The 19134-nt window shown below is 63.1% G+C and carries 17 protein-coding genes; 12 read left to right on the forward strand and 5 right to left on the reverse strand.

Annotated features, from left to right (window positions below; translation table 11 throughout):
- The first annotated feature begins 57 nt into the window (after nt 1–57).
- Nucleotides 58–930 (forward strand): helix-turn-helix transcriptional regulator, encoded by an 873-nt coding sequence (locus tag FJ867_RS10485; RefSeq protein ID WP_140817339.1) that lies wholly within the window; start codon nt 58–60, stop codon nt 928–930.
- A gap of 15 nt (nt 931–945) precedes the next feature.
- Here FJ867_RS10485 and FJ867_RS10490 read toward each other — a convergent pair whose 3' ends face one another.
- Nucleotides 946–1581 (reverse strand): TetR family transcriptional regulator C-terminal domain-containing protein, encoded by a 636-nt coding sequence (locus FJ867_RS10490; RefSeq protein WP_140495120.1) that lies wholly within the window; start codon nt 1579–1581, stop codon nt 946–948.
- 227 nt (nt 1582–1808) lie between these two features.
- Between FJ867_RS10490 and FJ867_RS10495 the strand changes: the two genes are divergently transcribed.
- The 4 genes from FJ867_RS10495 to hydA all read left to right on the forward strand — a co-directional run bounded on the left by FJ867_RS10495 (nt 1809) and on the right by hydA (nt 6457).
- Entirely contained in the window at nt 1809–3137 is a 1329-nt protein-coding gene (locus FJ867_RS10495) for an aspartate aminotransferase family protein (RefSeq protein WP_140817341.1), read from the forward strand.
- A 139-nt stretch (nt 3138–3276) separates the two neighbouring features.
- Nucleotides 3277–3690 carry an endonuclease domain-containing protein gene (locus FJ867_RS10500; protein WP_224680270.1) on the forward strand — a complete coding sequence of 138 codons (414 nt, stop codon included), beginning with the start codon at nt 3277–3279 and terminating at the stop codon, nt 3688–3690.
- Complete coding sequence (locus tag FJ867_RS10505; RefSeq protein ID WP_140623102.1) at nt 3691–4941, forward strand: Zn-dependent hydrolase; 1251 nt, start codon at nt 3691–3693, stop codon at nt 4939–4941.
- 64 nt (nt 4942–5005) lie between these two features.
- Entirely contained in the window at nt 5006–6457 is a 1452-nt protein-coding gene (gene hydA / locus FJ867_RS10510; protein WP_140817343.1) for a dihydropyrimidinase, read from the forward strand.
- 328 nt (nt 6458–6785) lie between these two features.
- Here the strand turns inward: hydA and FJ867_RS10520 are convergent, their stop codons facing one another.
- Nucleotides 6786–7190, reverse strand: coding sequence for a cupin domain-containing protein (locus tag FJ867_RS10520; RefSeq protein ID WP_140495129.1), 405 nt, complete (start codon nt 7188–7190; stop codon nt 6786–6788).
- A 130-nt stretch (nt 7191–7320) separates the two neighbouring features.
- Between FJ867_RS10520 and FJ867_RS10525 the strand changes: the two genes are divergently transcribed.
- From FJ867_RS10525 to FJ867_RS10550, 5 genes are all read left to right on the forward strand, one after another.
- Nucleotides 7321–8112, forward strand: coding sequence for an ABC transporter ATP-binding protein (locus FJ867_RS10525; RefSeq protein ID WP_140516662.1), 792 nt, complete (start codon nt 7321–7323; stop codon nt 8110–8112).
- A 367-nt stretch (nt 8113–8479) separates the two neighbouring features.
- Nucleotides 8480–9358, forward strand: coding sequence for an ABC transporter permease (locus FJ867_RS10535; RefSeq protein ID WP_140495135.1), 879 nt, complete (start codon nt 8480–8482; stop codon nt 9356–9358).
- Nucleotides 9355–10509: an ABC transporter permease gene (locus FJ867_RS10540; protein ID WP_140656789.1), complete on the forward strand. Its 1155-nt coding sequence runs from the start codon at nt 9355–9357 to the stop codon at nt 10507–10509. The genes FJ867_RS10535 and FJ867_RS10540 overlap by 4 nt, the downstream gene beginning before the upstream one ends.
- Nucleotides 10510–10547: 38 nt before the next feature.
- Complete coding sequence (locus FJ867_RS10545) at nt 10548–11519, forward strand: ABC transporter substrate-binding protein (RefSeq protein WP_140817345.1); 972 nt, start codon at nt 10548–10550, stop codon at nt 11517–11519.
- A gap of 184 nt (nt 11520–11703) precedes the next feature.
- A complete protein-coding gene (locus FJ867_RS10550) occupies nt 11704–12153 on the forward strand; it encodes a CHRD domain-containing protein (RefSeq protein WP_140521232.1) in 450 nt (149 codons plus the stop codon).
- 87 nt (nt 12154–12240) lie between these two features.
- Here FJ867_RS10550 and FJ867_RS10555 read toward each other — a convergent pair whose 3' ends face one another.
- The 3 genes from FJ867_RS10555 to FJ867_RS10565 form a co-directional block, all read right to left on the reverse strand.
- The gene (locus FJ867_RS10555) at nt 12241–13890 is read right to left on the reverse strand and encodes a thiamine pyrophosphate-binding protein (protein ID WP_140521231.1); all 1650 of its coding nucleotides are present in this window, start codon (nt 13888–13890) and stop codon (nt 12241–12243) included.
- Nucleotides 13887–15059, reverse strand: a complete 1173-nt coding sequence (locus FJ867_RS10560) for a CaiB/BaiF CoA-transferase family protein (RefSeq protein ID WP_140516648.1) — start codon at nt 15057–15059, stop codon at nt 13887–13889. Before FJ867_RS10560 ends, FJ867_RS10555 begins: the two co-directional genes overlap by 4 nt.
- Before the next feature lie 80 nt (nt 15060–15139).
- Nucleotides 15140–16072: an alpha/beta hydrolase gene (locus FJ867_RS10565; RefSeq protein ID WP_140817347.1), complete on the reverse strand. Its 933-nt coding sequence runs from the start codon at nt 16070–16072 to the stop codon at nt 15140–15142.
- 186 nt (nt 16073–16258) lie between these two features.
- Here FJ867_RS10565 and FJ867_RS10570 point away from each other — a divergent pair, with 186 nt between their 5' ends.
- Nucleotides 16259–17266, forward strand: coding sequence for a ribonuclease (locus tag FJ867_RS10570; RefSeq protein WP_140521229.1), 1008 nt, complete (start codon nt 16259–16261; stop codon nt 17264–17266).
- Between the two features lie 174 nt (nt 17267–17440).
- Nucleotides 17441–19090, forward strand: coding sequence for an energy-dependent translational throttle protein EttA (gene ettA, locus FJ867_RS10575; protein WP_140516642.1), 1650 nt, complete (start codon nt 17441–17443; stop codon nt 19088–19090).
- The last annotated feature ends 44 nt before the right edge of the window (nt 19091–19134 follow it).

Here is a 19134-nt window from a genome sequence, read left to right on the forward strand (position 1 = left end):
GGTGCGCGCCAAACAGTTCAAACTTTATCCTGGTATCGGTACTGCTATAATAGGGTCATGGATGCTCCTTCTCATTCCGCTGAAGACAGCCGCCGGCGCGAGCTCGGCGCCTTCCTGCGCTCGCGCCGCGAGAGGCTTTCGCCACAGGCCGCCGGCATTGCCTGCGGCGCGCGGCGGCGCACGCCGGGCCTGCGGCGCGAGGAGGTGGCGATGATCGCCGGTGTCGGCACCACCTGGTACACCTGGCTGGAACAAGGCAGGGATGTCAGGCCCTCCGTAGAGGTGCTGGCGGCGCTCTGCGAGGCGCTGCGCCTCGACGCTGTCGAGAAGCGGCATTTGTTCATCCTCGCCGGCCGCCAGCAGCCGGAGCGTCGTGGGGCAACGCCCGAAAAGGTCGACGGGCCGTTGCTGCACATGCTGCAAAGCCTTGTGCTGCAGCCTGCCTATGTGGTTGGCCGGCGCTGGGACGTGCTCGCCTGGAACCCGGCAGCCGCCGCGGTGTTCGGCGATTATGGCTTGCTGGAAGGCGACGCCCGCAACATGGTCCACATGGTATTTACCAACCCGCACCATCGCCGCCTGCTTGTCGACTGGGAAGAGCTTGCTCGCGTGGTGCTCGCTTCGTTTCGCGCCGAAAGCGCCAAATATGTCGGTGATCCCGATTTCGACCGGCTGATCGCGCTGATGATGCGCTCGAGCCCCGAGTTCCGCGATTGGTGGCCCCGACGTGACGTAGCGCGAAAGCTGACGGGTCTGAAGCACGTCCGCCATCCGACGGCCGGCGCCATGGCCTTCGAGCATATGAGCCTGTCGATTGACGATGGATCCGACATGCGGCTGGTCGTCTACACGCCGCTGGCCGAGCAGAACTCGATCGCCAAGCTGCAGAGCTTGCTTGATGCACTGCCGGCCGAGCGGCGCAGCGCCTGAGCCTTCAGCGCAGGGTCAGGCCTTCGGCTTCAACCCGTCGAGAAATAATTGCTCCAGGAATCTCGCTGCGTCCTCGAAGCGGCCGTCGCCGCCGCGGTTCGGGCCGAGCACGGCGCGGACCTGGACGTCGAAATCGGCATAGTGCTGGGTCGTCGCCCAGATCGAGAAGATCAGGTGCCAAGGATCCGTCCTGGCGATCTTGCCAGCGCGCATCCAGCCCTTGATGACGGTTGCCTTCTCGTCGACCAGCGTCTTCAGTTCGCCGGTCAGCAAGGGCATGATGCGTGGTGCGCCCTGCAGAATCTCGTTGGCGAACAGCCGGCTCTCGCGCGGAAAATCGCGCGCCATTTCAAGCTTGCGCCTGATGTAGCTCCTGAGCTCGGTCAGGGGATCGCCGATGTCGTCGAGTTCCCTGAGCGGCGCCAGCCATGTGTCGAGCAGGCGCTGCATCAGCGTCTCGTGAATGTCTTCCTTGCGGCGAAAGTAATAGAGCAGGTTGGGCTTCGACATCCCAGCGGCTTCGGCGATCTGGTCGATGGTCGAGCCGCGGAAGCCATTGGTGGAGAACACCTCGAGCGCGGCTTCGAGAATGAGTTCGCGCTTCTCCTGCTGGATGCGGGTACGGCGAGGGGCTTCCGTGCTGGTGTTCACCGTTGCGCGCCCTCGTGTTGAAAGCGGTCTGGCCCAATTCTCTGGACCAGTTTTTCCCCGGCCTGTGGAACGCACTTCAGGAGCCGCATTTCCGCTAGTAATCCCTTGACCGCCGACAGGGCGGTGCTAACGTTTGTCCAATCGGTCAAAAATTTGCGTAGCACGAAAGCGCGGCAAAGACCAAGCGTTGGACGTACCGAAACAGGTTACAAGGGGAAGTCTTGGTCATGTCCAACCGGCTGAAAGTCACGCCGAACGATCTCAGTGCATTCTGGATGCCGTTCACGGCAAACCGGCAGTTCAAGCAGGCGCCGCGCATGTTCGTGTCCGCCAAGGACATGCACTACACGACCAGCGACGGCCGCAAGGTGCTGGACGGCACCGCCGGCCTCTGGTGCGTCAATGCCGGCCATTGCCGGCCCAAGATCACCGAGGCGATCCAGCAGCAGGCCGCCGAGCTCGACTACGCTCCGGCCTTCCAGATGGGCCACCCGATCGTGTTCGAACTGGCCAACCGCCTGGTCGACGTCGCGCCGAGGGGCATGGATCACGTGTTCTTCACCAATTCCGGTTCGGAATCGGTCGAGACCGCGTTGAAGATGGCGATCGCCTATCACCGCGTGAAGGGCGAGGGCTCGCGCACCCGTCTGATCGGACGCGAGCGCGGCTATCACGGCGTCAATTTCGGCGGCATCTCGGTCGGCGGCATCGTCACCAACCGCAAGATGTTCGGCACGCTGCTCGGCGGCGTCGACCATATGCCGCACACACACCTGCCGGAGAAGAACGCCTTCTCCAAGGGCGTGCCGGAACATGGCGCGGAGCTGGCCAACGAGCTGGAGCGCATCGTTGCGCTCCATGACGCCTCGACCATCGCGGCCGTTATCGTCGAGCCGGTCGCCGGCTCCACCGGCGTCATCCTGCCGCCCAAGGGCTATTTGCAGAAGCTGCGCGAAATCTGCACCAAGCACGGCATCCTGTTGATCTTCGACGAGGTCATCACCGGTTTCGGCCGTCTTGGCGCGCCGTTCGCGGCCGATTATTTCGGCGTCACGCCTGATATCATGACCACCGCCAAGGGCGTCTCCAACGGCGTCATCCCGATGGGCGCGGTGTTCGTGAAGAAGGAAATCCACGACGCCTTCATGACCGGCCCCGAGCACATGATCGAGTTCTTCCACGGCTACACCTATTCCGGCAATCCGATCGCCTGCGCCGCGGCGCTCGGCACGCTCGACACCTACAAGGAAGAGGGCCTGCTCACACGCGGCGAGGAACTGGCGCCCTATTGGGAAGACGCGCTGCATTCGCTGAAGGGCGAGCCGCATGTCATCGATATCAGGAACATCGGCCTGATCGGTGCGATCGAGCTGGCGCCGATCGCCGGGCAGCCGACCAAGCGTGCCTTCTCGGCCTTCGTCAAGGCGTTCGAGCGCGGCGCGCTGATCCGCACTACCGGCGACATCATCGCGCTGTCGCCGCCGCTGATCATCACCAAGGGCCAGATCAACGAACTGATCGATCATGTGCGTGAGGTACTGAGGTCGATCGATTGAAGAACTGGGCGCGGATATCCCTCCCCCTCGAGGGGAGGGTGGCCGCGAAGCGGTCGGGTGGGGTCGGTGCGACGGGGTGCCGACCTGATCTGTTGCCGCGAGGCTGCCGTTGATGCCCCGCACTCGCGTGAGCTACGAAATGCGCCAAAAGGCGCGCGCGCTTCGAGTTCACGCAACCAGGGGTGAATCCTTGCTCTGGTATGAACTGCGCGAGCTGAAATCGGCCGGCATCAAGTTTCGTCGTCAGTGTCCGATCGGGCCTTATATCGTTGACTTTGCCTGCCTCGCCGTGAAGCTGATCGTTGAAGTTGATGGCGATCTGCACGAACACGAGAAGGGCAAGCGGCATGATGCCGTTCGTGATGCCTATCTGCGCTCGCTCGGCTTTGATGTCTTTCGCGTCGATGAGCCCGATGTCATAAACAACCCTTGGCATGTTGCGCAGGTGGTCAAAGGGAAGGTCGAGCGCATGTCCGGCGACCCCACCCGACCGCTTCGCGGCCACCCTCCCCTCGAGGGGGAGGGGAACGCCACGCAATTGGAGAGGTTTTGAATGGCCGCACCCGGCGAGAATCTGCGAATCAATTCAGACCGTTTGTGGGATTCCATCATGGAGATGGCGAAGATCGGCCCCGGCATTGCCGGTGGCAACAATCGCCAGACCGTGACCGACGAGGACGGCGAGGGCCGGCATCTGTTCAAGCGCTGGTGCGACGCGGCCGGGCTCGAAATGGGCGTCGACGAGATGGGCACCATGTTTGCCAGGCGCGAAGGCGCCGATCCCAGCCTGCCGCCGGTCTATGTCGGCAGCCATCTCGACACGCAGCCGACCGGCGGCAAGTATGACGGCGTGCTCGGCGTGCTCGGCGGCCTGGAGATCGTCCGCTCGCTCAATGATCTCGGCATCAAGACCAAACATCCGATCGTGGTCACGAACTGGACCAACGAGGAGGGCTCGCGTTTTGCCCCGGCGATGATGGCGTCCGGCGTGTTCGCCGGTGTGCTCGACCAGACCGACGTCTACGAGCATACGGACAAGAACGGCAAGAAATTCGGCGAGGAACTGGAGCGTATCGGCTGGAAGGGCACGGAGAAGGTCGGCGATCGCAAGATCCACGCCTTTTTCGAACTGCATATCGAGCAAGGGCCTATCCTCGAGGACGAAGGCATCGACATCGGCGTCGTCACCCATGGACAGGGGCTGAAATGGCTGCAGGTGACGCTGACCGGCAAGGAGGCGCATACCGGCTCGACGCCGATGCCCAAGCGCCGCAATGCCGGGCTCGGCATGGCGCGCGTGATCGAACTGGTGCACGAGATTGCCATGGACTACCAGCCGGACGCCGTCGGCGCGGTCGGCCACATGGAAGTCTATCCGAACTCGCGCAACATCATCGCCGGGCGCACGGTCTTCACCATCGACATCCGCTCGCCGGAGAAGGAAGTGCTCGACGCCATGGATGGGCGCATCCGCGAAGGCATCGACACGATATGCGAGGCGCTCGACATCCAGTACAAGATCGAGCAGGTCGGCCATTTCGATCCGGTCACCTTTGACAAGGGCTGCGTCAAGGCGATCCGTGATGCCGCCGACCGGCTCGGCTACACGCACCGCAACATCGTCTCGGGCGCGGGCCACGACGCCTGCTGGATCAACCGCGTCGCGCCGACCGCCATGGTGATGTGCCCCTGCGTCGACGGTCTCAGCCACAACGAGGCCGAGGAGATCTCCAAGGAATGGGCGGCGGCAGGAGCCGACGTGCTGTTCCATGCCGTGGTGGAGACAGCGGTCATCGTGGAGTAAGCTGGAAAGCTGGATTTCCAAACGCTGCTCGCAAGAAGCGCGAAGGAACAAGGGAACGAGAAAAATGACCAAAGTCATCAGAAACGGCACCATCGTTACCGCCGACCGCACATGGAAGGCCGACGTGCTGATGCAGCACGGCAAGATCGTCGCCATTGGCTCCGACCTACACGGCGACCATGAGTTCGACGCCACCGGCTGTTATGTCATGCCAGGCGGTATCGATCCGCATACCCATCTCGAAATGCCGTTCATGGGCACCTATTCGGCCGACGATTTCGAGTCCGGCACGCGCGCGGCACTAGCCGGCGGCACGACGATGGTGGTCGATTTCTGCCTGCCGTCGCCGCAGCAGTCGCTGCTCGAGGCCTTGCAGATGTGGGACAACAAGACCTCGAAGGCGTCCTGCGATTATTCCTTCCACATGGCGATCACCTGGTGGGGCAAGCAGGTGTTCGACGAGATGGCCACCGTCGTCGACAAGGGCATCACCTCGTTCAAGCATTTCATGGCCTACAAGGGCGCGCTGATGGTGGACGACGACGAGATGTATGCGTCGTTCCAGCGCTGCGCCGAGCTCGGCGCGCTGCCGCTGGTGCATGCCGAGAATGGCGACGTGGTTGCGGCGCTCTCGCAGAAGTTGCTTGCCGCCGGCAACAATGGCCCGGAGGGGCACGCCTATTCGCGCCCGCCGGAAGTGGAAGGCGAGGCGACCAACCGCGCCATCATGATTGCCGACATGGCCGGCGTGCCGCTCTACGTCGTGCATGTTTCCTGCGAGCAGGCGCACGAGGCCATCCGCCGGGCGCGTCAGAAAGGCATGCGGGTGTTCGGCGAGCCACTGATCCAGCACCTGACGCTGGACGAGAGCGAGTATTTCGACAAGGACTGGGACCATGCGGCGCGCCGCGTGATGAGCCCGCCCTTCCGCAACAAATTACACCAGGATTCGCTGTGGGCCGGCCTGCAGGCGGGATCGTTGCAGGTGGTGGCGACCGACCACTGCGCCTTCACCACGGACCAGAAGCGCTTCGGCGTCGGCAATTTCACCAAGATCCCGAACGGCACGGGCGGCCTCGAGGATCGCATGCCGGTGCTGTGGACCAGGGGCGTCAACACCGGGCGGCTGACGATGAACGAATTCGTCGCCGTAACCTCGACCAACATTGCCAAGATCCTCAACATGTACCCGAAAAAGGGCGCCATTGTCGAAGGCGCGGATGCCGACATCATCGTGTGGGACCCCAAGCGCAAGAAGACGATTTCTTCGAAGAAGCAGCAGTCGGTCATCGACTACAATGTCTTCGAAGGCGTCGAAGTGACAGGCCTGCCGCGCTATGTCTTCTCGCGTGGCGAATTGTCGATCGAGGAGACCGAGGTGAAGGCCAAGCCTGGCCATGGCCAGTTCGTTGGCCGCGAGCCGAACGCGGCGGTTAACCGGGCACTGTCGACCTGGAAGGAGATCACCGCGCCGCGCAAGGTGGAGCGGACAGGCATTCCGGCGACTGGGGTTTGAGTTTGCGCAGCTCGAAAAGCGCCAAGAAACTGATGATCGCCGACAAGGACGGCACCGTCTGCGGGGAAGTTTCCCGGTGCCGATGATTGCCGAAGTTGGTGCTGCCCCTCATCCGCCTGCCGGCGCCTTCTCCCCGTATAGGGACGGGGAGAAGGGAACTGAACGCAATCTTGGCGCCCTTTCCGGCAACGCTGGAAATTGGCGAAATCCTTCGCGAAATCGTCCTTCTCCCCGTCCCGATACGTGGAGAAGTGCCCGGCAGGGCGATGAGGGGCAGCGCAAACCTCAAGCAATTGGCCGATGGGCGCCTAGCCCCGCAAGGCCGGCTTCAGGCGACCAATGCATCCAGTTCCGGCAGCAGGACGACGCTTTCCTGCTCTTTGGGATCGGTGCGGGCAATGACGGCCGAAGACGGGGCCCCACTCAGATTGGCGGGCAGATGCGGCACGCCGGCCGGAATGTAGAAGAGGTCGCCGGCTTTGGCGACGATGTGGTTCTCAAGCCGGTCGCCGTACCAGGTATGGACCTCGCCGGAGAGCACGTAGATCGCCGTTTCATGGTTCTCATGCAGATGCGCCTTAGCGCGGGCGCCGGGCGGCATGGTGAGCACATGCATGCAGATACCAGATGAGCCGACCGACTCGGTGGCGATACCGGCGAAATAGGTCAATCCCTGCTTGCCTTCATAAGAGCTTTCAGGGCGGATAAGATGGCAAGTGGGTTGAGGCGACATCGGGGAAACTCCGGGCGTCGAATGAGTGGAACAAGACCAATGGGACTGGGCGAGTGGAAAACAACATCGCGATAAAAGCAATCGGAATCGGGCCGGCACTAAAGGGGCAGGAACAGGCAGGCCGCGGCCGATGACGGGGATTTCGCCAGCCGTCGTCGCGGCAAGCAAGCTTGGCCTGACCTTCCAGACCAATGACGGGCCGGTACAGGCGCTGTCCAATGTCGACCTGACCATCGGCAAGGGTGAGTTCGTTTCCTTCATCGGGCCGTCGGGCTGCGGCAAGACGACCTTGCTGCGGGTCATCGCCGATCTTGAGAAGCCGACCTCGGGGACCATTTCGGTCAACGGCATGACAGCAGAACAGGCGCGCGAGAAACGCGCCTACGGCTATGTCTTCCAGGCCGCCGCCCTGTTTCCCTGGCGCACCATCGAGCGCAACGTCGCGCTGCCGCTGGAGATCATGGGTCTGTCCGGGGCGGAGCAGGGAGAGCGGATCAGGCGCACGCTCGATCTCGTCAACCTTTCCGGCTTCGAGAAGAAGTATCCTTGGCAGCTTTCCGGCGGCATGCAGCAGCGCGCCTCGATCGCTCGCGCGCTCGCCTTCGATGCCGACCTTCTGTTGATGGACGAGCCGTTCGGCGCGCTGGACGAGATCGTGCGCGACCATCTCAACGAGCAATTGCTGCAATTGTGGGCGCGCACCAACAAGACCATCTGCTTCGTCACGCACTCCATTCCCGAGGCGGTGTATTTATCGACGCGCATCGTCGTCATGTCGCCGCGCCCGGGCCGCGTCAGCGACGTCATCGAATCGACGCTGCCGAAGGAGCGGCCACTCGACATCCGCGAGACGCCGGAGTTCCTGGCGATCGCCGCACGGGTGCGAGACGGCTTAAGGGCAGGGCACAGCTATGATGATTGAGCGGGGGCAGGATGGACTCGCGGCAGCGCCCCGAAAGGCGCCTCCACCTCACGAAGGAGCGGCCACCTACGCCTTCGTCATTCTAGGGCGGAGTAGCCGCGAAGCGGCATACGTAGACCCTAGGATCCATGCCGTGACGCCTGCCGAAAGGCGCAAACAGTCGAGAATATTCGGCAGGCTAAGCGGCGCGGAGGGAGCCATATTCCGAATGGTCGCGGAGCGGAGAGGTAACGGCATGGATTCTAGGGTCTGCGCCGCGTCGCTTCGCTCCTTGCTTCGCCCTAGGATGACGAAGGCAAGGGCCCCCGACCTCCGCTTCGCTCCGGCCACCCTCTCCCCGGTGGGGAGAGGAGAAGGGCGGCGCTAGATGGACACCTTCCGCTCAAAGGTCATCCCGGTAACCTCCATCCTCGCCGGCGTGGTCGTACTCTGGTACGTCTTCGCCGTCATACTCAACACGCCGTTCCAGCGCGATCTCGACCAACGTGCCAACGAAACGCCCGGCACCGTCGAGTTCATCGGCAAGACGCTCTCGCAGCCGAAGCCGACGCTGCCGGCGCCGCACCAGGTGGCGGTGAACTTTTTCGAGAACACGTTCCTGCGCAACGTCACTTCGAACCGCAGCCTGGTCTACAATGCCTGGGTGACGCTGTCCTCGACGCTGCTGGGCTTTGCCTTCGGCACGGCGCTCGGCATCATCATCGCGGTGGGCATCGTACATGTGGCGACGCTCGACCGCAGCCTGATGCCATGGATCATCGCCTCGCAGACCATCCCGATCCTGGCGGTGGCGCCGATGATCATCGTGGTGCTGGCGGCGATCGGCATCACCGGCCTGATCCCGAAGGCGATGATTTCGACCTATCTGTCGTTCTTCCCGGTGACGGTTGGCATGGTGAAAGGCCTGCGCTCGCCCGAGATTATGCATCTCGACCTGATGCACACCTACAATGCCAGCCGTGCGCAGACCTTCTGGAAGCTGCGCGTGCCGGCCTCGGTGCCGTTCCTGTTCACCTCGATGAAGGTGGCGGTGGCGGCCAGTCTGGTCGGCGCCATTGTCGGCGAACTGCCGACGGGCGCCGTCGCCGGCATCGGCGCCAAGCTGCTCGCTGGCGCCTATTACAGCCAGTCCATCGACATCTGGTCGGCGCTTGTCGCGGGCTCGATCGTGGCCGCGCTGCTGGTCATGGTGGTCGGCATTGCCGGGCGCCTCGTCGACCGCGCCATGGGCGGGAGGCCGGCATGAACCGGCTGAAGCCTTCCTGGCAGGCTGTGCTGGCCATCGTGCTGTGCCTGATGGCGGTCGCACTCGGCGCCATGTCGAAGCCGGAAGCGGCGGCGCTAGCGGACCCGACAACCAGCGCCAACTATCCCTATCTCGGAACGAAGGGCCTGATGTTTGGCCTTGCCATGCTGACGGCCCTGGTCTCGATGATCAGGATTTCGCCCTTTGTGGAAGCGGTCGTACTGTTTGTCGGCGCCCACCTCGTCGCCTGGCTGCTGATCTCAGGTATCGCTGGTTTCGAAGGCACGGCACTGGCGCCGTATTTCGTGCTGCTCACGGCCGCCTGGCTGCTTGGCTGGCGCTGCGTCGCGGCGCTATCGGGACTGCACCCCACCGCAAGCTGGATGCGCACGGCGCTGCGCCTGATCATCCCCGCCATCTTCGGCGCCTGGATCCTGATCATCTGGGAAGCGGTGACGCGTGGCGCCGGCATCCCGTTCATCCTGTTGCCGCCGCCGAGCGCCATCGGCGCGCGCATCGCCAGTTCGCTGCCGATCCTTGGCGCCGATGTCCGGCAGACCATCTTCAAGGCTGTTATCTTCGGCTATATCGTGGGCAGCGGCGCCGGCTTTGTCACGGCCATTCTCGCCGACCGGGTGCCGTTCCTGCGGCGCGGCCTGCTGCCCATCGGCAACATGGTCTCGGCGCTGCCGATCATCGGCGTGGCGCCGATCATGGTGATGTGGTTCGGCTTCGACTGGCAGTCCAAGGCGGCTGTCGTCATCATCATGACCTTCTTCCCGATGCTGGTGAACACCGTCGCCGGTCTGGCCGCGTCCGGCCATATGGAGCGCGACCTGATGCGCACCTATGCGTCGGGCTACTGGCCGACGCTTATCAAGCTCAGGCTGCCGGCCGCCGCTCCCTTCATCTTCAACGCGCTGAAGATCAACTCGACGCTGGCGCTGATCGGCGCCATCGTCGCCGAGTTCTTCGGCACGCCCGTCGTCGGCATGGGCTTCCGCATCTCGACCGAAGTCGGACGGATGAACATCGACATGGTCTGGGCCGAAATCGCAGTTGCAGCCCTTGCGGGTTCGGTCTTTTATGGGGTGGTCGCTCTTGTCGAAAGAGCCGTCACGTTTTGGCATCCCTCTGTCCGTGGTGGATAGGGGCGGTGGGTTTGGGCACTAACTCCAGAGGGAAAAAAATGAAAAGACTGATTATTCCTGTACTGGCCGGCGCGATGTCGCTGGCCGCGTTCCAGGCAATGGCTGCCGACAAGGTGACGTTGCAGCTGAAATGGGTCACGCAGGCCCAGTTTGCCGGTTATTACGTCGCCAAGGCGAAGGGCTTCTACGAGGCCGAGGGTCTCGACGTCGACATCAAGCCGGGCGGTCCCGACATTGCGCCCGAGCAGGTGATCGCCGGCGGCGGCGCCGATGTCATCGTCGACTGGATGGGCGGCGCGCTGGCAGCCCGCGAAAAGGGCGTGCCGCTGGTCAACATCGCCCAGCCGTTCAAGAAGGCCGGCATGGAACTGGTCTGCCCGAAAGACGGCCCGATCAAGACCGAAGCCGACTTCAAGGGCCACACGCTCGGCGTCTGGTTCTTCGGCAACGAATATCCGTTCTACGCCTGGATGAACAAGCTTGGCCTCAAGACCGATGGCGGCCCGGATGGTGTCACCGTTCTCAAGCAGAGCTTTGACGTGCAGCCGCTGATTCAGAAGCAGGCGGATTGCATCTCGGTCATGACCTACAATGAATTTTGGCAGCTGATCGACGCCGGCTACAAGCCGGAGCAGCTCACCGTGTTCAACTACTCGGCGATGGGCAACGACCTGCTCGAGGACGGGCTTTATGCCTCGGAGGATAAGCTCAAGGATCCGGCCTTCGAGGACAAGATGGTGCGTTTCGTGCGCGCCTCGATGAAGGGTTGGAAATACGCCGTCGACAACAATGACGAAGCGGCCGAGATCGTCATGGACGGTGGCGGCCAGGACGAGAGCCACCAGAAGCGTATGATGAGCGAAGTCGCCAAGCTCATCGACAATGCCGACGGCAAGCTCGACCCAGCGACCTATGAGCGTACCGCCAAGGCGTTGCTCGACCAGAAGATCATCACCAAGGAGCCGAAGGGCGCCTATACCACCGCGATCACCGACAAGGCGATCAAGTAGGCCTCAAAGCGGCCTCGTGACGGGGCTTGATGGACGATGTTGGAGGGGCGGGCGACCGCCCCTTTTTCATGCGGCCAAATCACAAAAGCGTGTGCCTGGATACATTGGGGCGGCCGAGCGTTGCGTCGGAGGCATGCGCGTGCGGGGAGCCACGGCGGATGCTACAGCCAATCGGAGGTTCTTCATGCGCACACAGACCGTCTTGCCGACGCTTTCGGCGCTGGCCATTTCGACCGCTTTCCTGTTCGCGTCGCCGGCCCTGGCCGACATGATGAAGTTCAAGGCGACGCTCGATGGCAGCCAGCAGAGCCCACCCGTCACTACCAAGGGCAAGGGAACCGCCACATTCACCTTTGACACCGCCAAGAAGAAACTCAGTTGGAACGTCAAATACTCCGGCCTCAGCGGGCCGGCGACGGCCGCACATATTCATGGCCCGGCCGCGAAGGGGGAAAATGCGGACCCCGTAATCCCGTTCAAAAAACTCAAGAGCCCGATCAAGGGATCGGCGACATTGACCGATACGCAGGTGACCGATCTGGAGGCCGGCAAATATTACGTCAACATACACACCGCGGCCAACAAGGACGGCGAGATCCGCGGTCAGATCGAAAAGGCGGCGGCGGCGATGTAACGCGACGTCGCTCGGGGCGCGCGCCCGTATTTGCTTGCGAAAGCTTTGCGGGACAGCGCCGCCCTTTCTCCTGCCGGAAACCGACTTTCAGGCCTTGTCTCTTATCTGCGTCATCGTTCGGGTCGGGGTGATTGCCTCCGGATCGAGCCGGATCTCGACGATTGCCGGCTTGCCGCTGGCGCGAGCACGCTCGAAGGCAGGGGCGAAGTCGGCGGTTTTCTCCACCGTTTCGCCATGGCCACCATAGGCACGCGCCAGGGCGGCGAAGTCCGGATTCTTGAGGTCCGTGGCCACCACCCGCCCGGGGTATTCACGCTCCTGGTGCATGCGGATGGTGCCGTAGATGCCATTATTGACGACGATGACGATGATCGGCAACCCGTATTGCACGGCGGTGGCGAATTCCTGCCCGTTCATCAGGAAGCAGCCGTCGCCGGCGAAAGCGACTACGGTGCGATCCGGATAAAGCGCCTTGGCCGCTACCGCCGCCGGCGTTCCGTAACCCATCGAGCCTGAGGTCGGCGCGCCCTGTGTGGCAAAGCGGCGGAAGCGATGGAAGCGGTGCACCCACGTGGCGTAGTTGCCGGCGCCGTTCGTCAGGATGGCATCGTCGGGCAGCACCGTTTCGAGATAGGTCATGATCGGCCCCATCTGGACGGCGCCCGGACCGCTTTCCGGCGGCGTCGACCAGTCGAGATAGGCGGCATGCAGCTTTGCCGTCTCCGCCGCCCAGCCCGGCGATGCCGGTCCCTTCCGTTTGGCGAAGGCGCGCACGAAGGCGGCGGGCGAGGCATTTATCGCCAGCGTTGGACGGTAGACGCGGCCTAGTTCGCCGGCATCGGGGTGGACATGGACCAGCGTCTGGTCAGGGTAGGGGCTCTTCAGCAGCGTATAGTCCGAGGACGGCATCTCGCCCATGCGGCCGCCGATCAGCAGCACCAGATCGGCCTGCTTGATTGCTGTCGCCAGCTTCGGGTTGATGCCGATGCCGACATCGCCGGCATAGTTCGGGTGCAGATGATCGAACAGCATCTGGCGGCGGAAGGAGCAGCCGACCGGTAGCGACCACGCCTCGGCGATGCGGGTGATTTCCTGAACAGCCTGGAAATCCCAACGTGTGCCGCCCAGGATCGCGATCGGTCGTTTGGCGGCATTGAGCAGCGCCTCGAGCCGGTCGAGTTCGGCTTCGGCGGGGCTGGTCTCGACCGGGGTGTAGGCGATCGCGGCCGGTGCATCGACGACACTGGTCAGCATGTCTTCCGGCAGCGAGATGACGACGGGACCTGGGCGTCCGGAGGTCGCCACGGCAAAGGCGCGGGTGACGAATTCGGGAATACGCGACGCATCGTCGATCTCTACCACCCATTTTGCGATGTCGCCAAAGAACCTGACATAGTCCACTTCCTGGAAGGCCTCGCGCTGCTTGGCGTGGCTGGCGACCTGGCCGATGAACAGGATCACGGGAACTGAATCCTGCATGGCGATATGGATGCCGGCGGAGGCATTGGTGGCGCCGGGGCCGCGGGTGACGAAGCAGATACCGGGTTTGCCGGTCAGGCGGCCTTGGCAGTCGGCCATCATGGCGGCGCCACCCTCCTGGCGGCAGACGATGGTGCGGATCGCCGAATCGTGCAGCGCGTCGAGCACCGCGAGGTAGGATTCGCCTGGCACGCAGAAGATACGGTCGGTGCCGTTGGCCTCGAGCGCGTCGACGATCAATTGTCCGCCGGTTTTCATTTTGCTCTCTCCAGTTCGGCAAGGATTTCGTCAGTATGTTCGCCCAGGCGGGGCGAGGGGCGCTCATAGACGAGCGGTGTTTCGGACATGATCATCGGTGCGCGAACCGAGGGCAGAAGATTGCCATGGCCGTCGTCGAGATCGAGCCGCATGCCGCGCGCGATCGCCTGCGGGTCGGCGAACATCTGTCCGATCGTGTTGATCGGGCTCGCCGGCACGCTGGCCGCTTCCAGCTTGGCCAGCAGCGGGTCGCGATCCTTGGTCTTCAGCGCCTCGACGATCCGCTCGCGTAGCGCCGCCCGGTTGGCGACGCGGGCCGGATTGGTGGCGAAATCGGGATTGCCGGGCAATTCGTCCAGCCCGACCACCGCGCAGAACCTGGCGAACTGGCCGTCATTGCCGACCGCCAGGATGATGTGACCGTCCCGGACCGGCAGCACCTCGTAGGGCGCGATGTTCATATGCGCGTTGCCCATCTGCACAGGCGACTTGCCGGAGACGAGATAGTTGAGGTTCTGGTTGCCGAGCGCCGAGATTTGGGTGTCGAACAATGCCATGTCGATGTGCTGGCCTTCGCCGGTTTTTTCGGCGTGGCGAAGTGCCGCCTGGATGGCGATGACGGAATAGAGGCCAGTGAAGATGTCGGAGATGGCGACGCCGGCCTTCTGCGGCTCGCGTCCCGCCTCGCCGGTGATCGACATCATGCCGGCCATGCCCTGGATGATGAAATCGTAGCCGGCGCGCGGCGCGTACGGACCGTCCTGGCCGAATCCGGTGATCGAGCAATAAACGAGGCGCGGATTGATCTTGCGCAGGCTGTCATAGTCGAGTCCGTATTTCTTCAAACCGCCAAGCTTGAAGTTTTCGATCAGCACGTCAGACGTTGCCACCAGCCGGCGCACGGTTTCGGCGCCCTCCGGTGTCGAAAAATCGATGGCGATGGAGCGCTTGCCGCGATTGCAGGAATGGTAATAGGCGGCCGACAGGTTCTCGCCATCCTTGCCCATGACGAAGGGCGGGCCCCATTTGCGGGTGTCGTCGCCGCCGTCCGGGCTTTCGACCTTGATGACGTCGGCGCCGAGATCGGCAAGCAACTGCCCGGCCCAGGGCCCGGCAAGGATGCGGGCGAGTTCGACGACGCGGACGCCTTTCAGCGGGGGCTCAGCCATAAATCACCAGAATTGGTCGGAACCGAAGCCTCTATCAACAGAGATTGCCGCTGTCACGGCTCTTGCAATGGGCCAACGCTTCATCGCGTCAGGATCGTCTCGGCCCATGCCGCGAAATCGTCCATGACGATGTCGCGATTCACCTCGTTCAGGCTTTCGTGGCGGGTCTCGCTGTAAACCTTTGAAACGAGATTCGAAAAGCCCATTTTGCGCATGCGTCCGGCAAGCTGGATGATCCCTTTGCCATAATCCGAGGCAGGGTCTTTTTCGCCCCCCACGACGCTGACGGGGAGGTCGCGCCGAACGCCGACGAAACCGGCGTCCCTGCCGCCATTGAGCGCCATCTGCACGACATCGCGCCACATCGACACCGAGGCGTCCCAGCCGCATAGCGGGTCGGCGATGTATTTGTCGACCTCGGCGGGATCGCGTGACAGCCCGTCGAACAAGGTGCGGTGGTTGGGCACCGCCTTACCCCAGGCCTGGAAGGTGAGTTTCGGCAGCAGGCGCGATGGGACGTCCGAGCCGAGCCGCATCCTTTCCCATGCAAGGATGCCGAGCGCCACCTGCCCGAGCAGGCCAGCTGAAAAATTGCCATTCCAGATGGCGGCGGCGTGAACGCGGTTCGAATGGGCCAGGAGAAAGTTCAGCGCCACGGACGCGCCCATCGAATGGCCGAACAGGATGACGGGCAGGCCCGGCTGCTCCCTGGCGATGAGATCATGGATGGCGCCGACATCGGCGATGACCTTGGCGGGGCCGTCCTCATGCGCGAACCTGCCCAGCGGTGCGTCGGGCGCCTTCGTTGCGCCATGGCCGCGATGATCGTGAACATAGACGCTAAAGCCGCGCGCGCCCAGGAAATCGGCAAAACGATCATAGCGCGCCGCATGTTCTGCCAGACCGTGATTGATCTGGATGACGGCGCGCGGATGGCCGTCGGCCTGCCGGACCAGAAGATTGAGGTCGGCGCCGGTCGGCGAACGGACCATGCGCTGCTGGCTGAATGACATTCAGTGATTTCCACCCTGGCCCGCCTCGGTGGCGCCGGCCTTGTTTGCGCCGGGGCCGGTTCAGCGTCAATCCGCCATTCCGGATTTCTCGCGATGATGTTTCTTGCGTCTGGCCGGTGGAATATCGCAATTCTGACATGGAGACAGCTTCAGTCTGTCGCCCACCTTTTTCATCCAGGGATTCCCATGCGCATTGCTGTTGTTTTCGGATTGGCCATGTTGGCGGCATCGTTAACGGGTGCGGCCCATGCCGACGTCAGGATGAGTGGCACCTTCGTTGCCGACGCCTCCTGTCCAGCGACGCAAGCCATCAAGAACGGCAAGAATCCCGGCAATGTCTCGACTGATGCCGGACAGAGCTATCAGCTGCTGGCGGGCAACAAGGATGCGCCGACGCACTATCTCATCCTGGTGCCGAGCGCAGATCCGGATCGGCGCTGGGTGAAGGTCAGTTGCGGACATCTCTCCGGCAGCAGCGCAGCAACGCTGCCGGCGACCCCCGGCGGGCAGGGCAAGCCTGCGGCGTCAGGAAAACCCGAATATGTCTTCGCGCTGAGCTGGCAGCCGGCTTTTTGCGAGACCAAGTCCAGCAAGAGCGAATGCAAGGCACAAAACCCGAATGAATTCGATGCCAGCAACTTCACCTTGCACGGCCTGTGGCCGCAGCCGAACGGGAACTTCTATTGCCAGGTACCGGCCAGCGACAAGGCCAACGACAGTCCGGCGCACTGGAAGGATCTTCCGCCTGTCAATTTGGACGCCGGCACGCGCACGGAACTCGACAAGGTGATGCCGGGCACTGCTTCGCAGTTGGAGCGGCATGAATGGATCAAGCACGGCACCTGCTACGGCAAGAACCAGCAGGAGTACTTTTCCGACGCACTCAGCCTGATGCGTGCGGTGAACGGCTCAGCGGTGCGCGATCTCTTCGCCAAGAACATCGGCGGCAAGCTGACGGCGGATCAGATCCGCGGCGCCTTCGACCAGGCCTTTGGCGCCGGCGCCGGCGATCGCGTGCGCGTCTCCTGCGTCATCGATCCGTCGAGCGGCCGGCGGCTGATCGGAGAGTTGACGCTTGGCCTTGCCGGTCCGATCGGCCCAAACAGCTCGCTCAAGGACCTGCTGCTGGCCTCGGTGCCGACCAACAAGGCCGGTTGCCCGACCGGAACCGTCGACGCAATCGGGTTCCAGTAGGTCCTGAGCTTCATTCCAGCCGGCAGGCAGGCCGGGGCGCCAACGCCCGTTGTTGTGCGGCCTGTGATCGGTTCGATGCGGCGAAAGCGATTGCCGTTCGGCTCCGCATCGCCTACATAGCGGCCAACCTCCATTCAGATCGACAAATCAGTCAGTTTTTCAGGGAAAGCGCGCGTGGCACGCCAGTTCATCTATCACATGTCAGGCCTGTCAAAGGCCTACGGCACCAAGAAGGTGCTCGATAACGTTCATCTGTCCTTCTACCCGGACGCCAAGATCGGCATTCTCGGTCCTAACGGTTCGGGTAAGTCGACCATCCTGCGCATCATGGCCGGGCTCGACAAGGAGTTCCAGGGCGAGGCGTGGCTGGCCGAAGGCGCCACGGTCGGCTACCTGGCGCAGGAGCCGCAGCTCGACAACAGCAAGACCGTGCGTGAAAACGTCATGGACGGCGTCGGCAGGAAGACCGCCATCATCGAGCGCTACAACGAATTGATGATGAACTATTCCGACGAGACGGCAGACGAGTCGGCCAAGCTCCAGGACGAGATGGATCGGCTCAACCTTTGGGACCTCGAGCAGCAGGTCGAGATGGCGATGGACGCGCTGCAGTGCCCGCCGGCCGATTCCGAGGTGACCAATCTGTCGGGCGGCGAGCGCCGCCGCGTGGCGCTGTGCCGGCTGCTCCTGGAACAGCCCGACCTGCTTTTGCTCGACGAGCCGACCAACCATCTCGACGCCGAGACCACGGCGTGGCTGGAAAAGCACCTGCGCGACTATCCGGGCTCGGTGCTGATCATCACCCACGACCGCTACTTCCTCGACAACGTCACGGGATGGATCCTCGAGCTCGATCGCGGCCGTGGCATCCCTTACGAGGGCAACTACACCAAATATCTCGACGCCAAGGCCAAACGCCTGATCCAGGAAGGCCGCGAGGACGACGCCCGCCAGAAGTCGATCTGGCGCGAGCGTGAGTGGATCCAATCCTCGCCGAAGGCGCGCCAGACCAAGTCCAAGGCCCGTATCAAGGCCTATGAGGAACTGGTCGAGCAGTCGCAGAATCGCAAGCCGACCGACACGCAGATCGTCATTCCGTCGGGCGAGCGCCTCGGCAATGTCGTCATCGAGGTTGAAGGGCTCACCAAGGGCTTCGGCGATGAGCTTTTGATCGAGGACCTGTCGTTCAGGCTGCCGCCGGGCGGCATTGTCGGCGTCATCGGCCCGAACGGCGCCGGCAAGACGACGCTGTTCAAGACCTTCACTGGCCAGGAAAAGCCTGATGCGGGGTCGATCCGCATCGGCGAGACGGTCAAGCTCGGCTATGTCGACCAGAGCCGTGACGCGCTGGACTCGAACAAGACGGTGTGGGAAGAAATCTCCGGTGGCGCCGAAGTCATCAAGCTTGGCAAGCACGAGGTCAACAGCCGCGCCTATTGCTCGTCCTTCAACTTCCGTGGCGGCGATCAGCAGCAGAAGGTCGGCAACCTTTCGGGCGGCCAACGCAACCGCGTGCATCTGGCCAAGATGCTCAAAGGCGGCGGCAATGTGCTTTTGCTCGACGAACCGACCAACGACCTCGACACCGAGACGCTGAGCGCGCTCGAAGACGCGCTGGAAGCCTATGCCGGCTGCGCTGTCATCATCAGCCACGACCGCATGTTCCTCGATCGCATGGCGACCCACATGCTCGCCTTCGAGGGCGACGCGCATGTCGAATGGTTCGAAGGCAATTTCGAGGAGTATGAGAAGGACAAGCTTCGCCGCCTGGGCGCGGAGGCGGCGGCCCCGCACCGCATGACGCATAAGAGGCTGACGCGGTAAGGGCCGTTATTGCGGTGGCGGTTCCGGGTCGGCGACGACGGGAT

Source organism: Mesorhizobium sp. B2-5-3 (genome assembly GCF_006441005.1).
GTDB lineage: Bacteria > Pseudomonadota > Alphaproteobacteria > Rhizobiales > Rhizobiaceae > Mesorhizobium.

Excerpts from the sequence above, each read along its gene's own strand:
- FJ867_RS10485 (WP_140817339.1), top strand. The coding sequence starts at position 58 with ATGGATGCTCCTTCTCATTCCGCTGAAGACAGCCGCCGGCGCGAGCTC.
- FJ867_RS10495 (WP_140817341.1), top strand. The coding sequence starts at position 1,809 with ATGTCCAACCGGCTGAAAGTCACGCCGAACGATCTCAGTGCATTCTGG.
- FJ867_RS10500 (WP_224680270.1), top strand. The coding sequence starts at position 3,277 with ATGCGCCAAAAGGCGCGCGCGCTTCGAGTTCACGCAACCAGGGGTGAA.
- FJ867_RS10505 (WP_140623102.1), top strand. The coding sequence starts at position 3,691 with ATGGCCGCACCCGGCGAGAATCTGCGAATCAATTCAGACCGTTTGTGG.
- hydA (WP_140817343.1), top strand. The coding sequence starts at position 5,006 with ATGACCAAAGTCATCAGAAACGGCACCATCGTTACCGCCGACCGCACA.
- FJ867_RS10520 (WP_140495129.1), bottom strand. The coding sequence starts at position 7,190 with ATGTCGCCTCAACCCACTTGCCATCTTATCCGCCCTGAAAGCTCTTAT.
- FJ867_RS10525 (WP_140516662.1), top strand. The coding sequence starts at position 7,321 with ATGACGGGGATTTCGCCAGCCGTCGTCGCGGCAAGCAAGCTTGGCCTG.
- FJ867_RS10535 (WP_140495135.1), top strand. The coding sequence starts at position 8,480 with ATGGACACCTTCCGCTCAAAGGTCATCCCGGTAACCTCCATCCTCGCC.
- FJ867_RS10540 (WP_140656789.1), top strand. The coding sequence starts at position 9,355 with ATGAACCGGCTGAAGCCTTCCTGGCAGGCTGTGCTGGCCATCGTGCTG.
- FJ867_RS10545 (WP_140817345.1), top strand. The coding sequence starts at position 10,548 with ATGAAAAGACTGATTATTCCTGTACTGGCCGGCGCGATGTCGCTGGCC.
- FJ867_RS10550 (WP_140521232.1), top strand. The coding sequence starts at position 11,704 with ATGCGCACACAGACCGTCTTGCCGACGCTTTCGGCGCTGGCCATTTCG.
- FJ867_RS10555 (WP_140521231.1), bottom strand. The coding sequence starts at position 13,890 with ATGAAAACCGGCGGACAATTGATCGTCGACGCGCTCGAGGCCAACGGC.
- FJ867_RS10560 (WP_140516648.1), bottom strand. The coding sequence starts at position 15,059 with ATGGCTGAGCCCCCGCTGAAAGGCGTCCGCGTCGTCGAACTCGCCCGC.
- FJ867_RS10565 (WP_140817347.1), bottom strand. The coding sequence starts at position 16,072 with ATGTCATTCAGCCAGCAGCGCATGGTCCGTTCGCCGACCGGCGCCGAC.
- FJ867_RS10570 (WP_140521229.1), top strand. The coding sequence starts at position 16,259 with ATGCGCATTGCTGTTGTTTTCGGATTGGCCATGTTGGCGGCATCGTTA.